This is a genomic window from Bacteroidota bacterium, assembly GCA_030706565.1.
Taxonomy (GTDB): domain Bacteria; phylum Bacteroidota; class Bacteroidia; order Bacteroidales; family JAUZOH01; genus JAUZOH01.
Window position 1 is genome coordinate 1 of sequence record JAUZOH010000508.1, and the last position, 2518, is coordinate 2518.

General features: G+C 43.5%; 3 protein-coding genes. All 3 read right to left on the minus strand.

Going from position 1 to position 2518, the window contains the following annotated elements:
- Positions 1–97: 97 nt before the first annotated feature.
- Entirely contained in the window at positions 98–1348 is a 1251-nt protein-coding gene (locus Q8907_16155; GenBank protein MDP4275801.1) for a Y-family DNA polymerase, read from the minus strand.
- A 2-nt stretch (positions 1349–1350) separates the two neighbouring features.
- Positions 1351–1803 carry a translesion error-prone DNA polymerase V autoproteolytic subunit gene (gene umuD, locus Q8907_16160; GenBank protein ID MDP4275802.1) on the minus strand — a complete coding sequence of 151 codons (453 nt, stop codon included), beginning with the start codon at positions 1801–1803 and terminating at the stop codon, positions 1351–1353.
- 57 nt (positions 1804–1860) lie between these two features.
- The coding region (locus Q8907_16165; protein MDP4275803.1) for a type II CAAX endopeptidase family protein at positions 1861–2518 on the minus strand (658 nt) is incomplete at its 5' end.

Consider the following 2518-nt stretch of genomic DNA (forward strand, 5'->3'; position numbering starts at 1 on the left):
CTGGTCATCGAATAAACTTAACTGATCATTCTTGATGATTTGTCCTTTGACCAGCGCGTTAACGGATTTCTTGGTGATGGAATAATAAAAACACATATCAGGCTTTAACTTTTAATAATTCATTCCAACAGGTGGTATATCGTGGCGACAGCTTTTCCTGCCTAAGTTTCCATTCTTTATTGTTTCCCTGTATGGCCAGTTTGATTTTGTCGCGTCCGAAACGCCTGTTTATCAGGTCGGCCACCTTTGTGATTTTTTTCAAACCCGGATTGTTGCCTTCTTCAAATAAATTCTCCTGTACACAGCTTTCATCCGAAAGTTCGGTGACAATCACACCGGTTTTTTTATAAAGAATGCCCTGCTGATAAATTCTCCGTAAACCGCTCAGCGCGGCTTTTACAATATCAACATTAGTGTTGGAGGCAACCGGCAGGGTTACGGTATACGTTTTATAAATATATTTTTCATTTGCAGAAAAAGGATCGCTGTGGATAAAGACAGTAACAAACCGCGCATTCGACTTTTGCTTGCGTAGTTTTTCGGCACAGCGCACAGCATGAGTGGCCAGTGCTTCCGAGATGATGCGTATATCCGTTAATTTTTTCCCGAAAGCGCGGGTGGTTGCAATATTCTTTTTTGCCGGCATCATCATTTCCAGGGGAATGCAGGAACAGCCCAGCAATTCTTCCTTAGTCCTGAGTCCGACCACCGACATGTTTTTCCGGATCCAGTTTGAATTGAGCAAAGTAAAATCATAAGCTGACCTTATACCCATCGATGAAAGCTTTTTTGCATATTGCCGGCCAATACCCCAGACTTCTTCCACTGGCGTATTGCGCAGGGCCCAATCACGGAGCCGCTCGGTATCAATGATGAAGATGCCATTTTGTTTCTTGGCGATATGATTGGCTATTTTTGCCAGGGTTTTGGTTTTTCCTATACCGACACCTACAGGGATTCCAATGTTTTTGCGGATAGTATCCTTTATCCTTAAAGCATATTCCTGCAGGCTGGTTTTGATCCCGCGGAGGTCCAGAAATGCTTCATCAATGGAATATACTTCCACTTCCGGCGAAAAATCGCCCAAAAGTTTCATCATCCGGTTGGAAAGGTCGCCATAAAGGGTATAGTTGGAGGAAAAGAGGGTAGTGCCGGATTTTTCGACCAGGCCCTTTTCCCGGAAAACCGGTTCGCCCATTTTAAAGCCCAGTGCTTTGGCTTCATCTGAACGGGAGATGACACAGCCGTCATTGTTGCTTAAAACCACAACCGGCTTGCCTTCCAGCCAGGGGGCGAAAACTTTTTCGCAGGAAACATAGAAATTATTTGCATCTACCAGGGCAAACATGGCTATCTGAATTTATGGATCATGTAGGTGACAACCCCCCAAAGCCTGAAATCGGCGCTTTCATCAATTTTTATCGGTTTAAACTGCGGGTTGGCCGGAATCAGATATAAGGCCCCGTCAATTTTACTGACCCTTTTTACCGTAAACTCCCCGTCGACAAAGCAAACCAAGATGGAATCGTCGCGGGGATCAAGGGATTTGTCAACCACCAGGATATCCCCGTCGTTGATGCCTGCATCAACCATCGAGTTGCCGCAAACCTGGACAAAAAACGTGGAACTTTCATTTCTGACGAGCAGTTCTTTCAGATCCAGTTCTTTATCCATGTAATCTCCGGCAGGGGAGGGAAAGCCTGCTGCTACAAATCCTTCTACTGGAAAGGAAAAATTGCCGCTACTCTTTTTGGGATTCAGCAAACGGATTGTGATATTATCTTTTTTAGCCGGACGGGGCATAATTCTCAACTTTTTTACAAAGGTAAGAAAATCTGCTCTATCCTCTGGTTGTAAATATTATGTGTTAATTATTAAAGCAAACTGTTTTTGTTTGTAAATTTTTTTACGGAATATCGTAATGATAATGCCGATAACGAATGTCAGGATTACCCAGATCCAAAATCTTGGTTGGGGAACATTTTTTTGTAAGATTAATATGGGCATCAGCGGGACAAAGGCGTTGGCAACGCCATGGGTGTAAAGTCCTGAAAGTGGCCTGTTTCCTGAAATACTTCTAATCCATGAAAAAATAAAAGAATAACCTACCGTAAGGAGGATGAATCCTCCGAAATTCATATATGATTGATCTGTGCCCTTTATAAACCACAAGGGCAGATGCCAGCAAGCCCAGACAATTCCCAAAATAATGTTTGAGAGCCAAAGCCCGAACCGTTTTTCAAGCAAGGGAAGGGCATAACCCCGCCAGCCAAATTCTTCCTGTCCTCCGCCCAAAAAGACCATGATCAGTAAGTAAGGGATAAATAACCAGGCAGAAGGCAGCAACATGGATAACCGTTTCATTCCAAATAATTCAGGGAGGAACCAGGCCACAAATGTACTGCCACCTAAAATTACCAGTGGAAAAATGTACGCTTTCCAGCCAAAATGGATGTCCAGGAAAGTTCTTAGATATTTTTGTGGAAAGCCTTTCCCCTGTTCCCAATGTAAAGTGAAA

Excerpts from the sequence above, each read along its gene's own strand:
- Q8907_16155 (MDP4275801.1), bottom strand. The coding sequence starts at position 1,348 with ATGTTTGCCCTGGTAGATGCAAATAATTTCTATGTTTCCTGCGAAAAA.
- umuD (MDP4275802.1), bottom strand. The coding sequence starts at position 1,803 with ATGCCCCGTCCGGCTAAAAAAGATAATATCACAATCCGTTTGCTGAAT.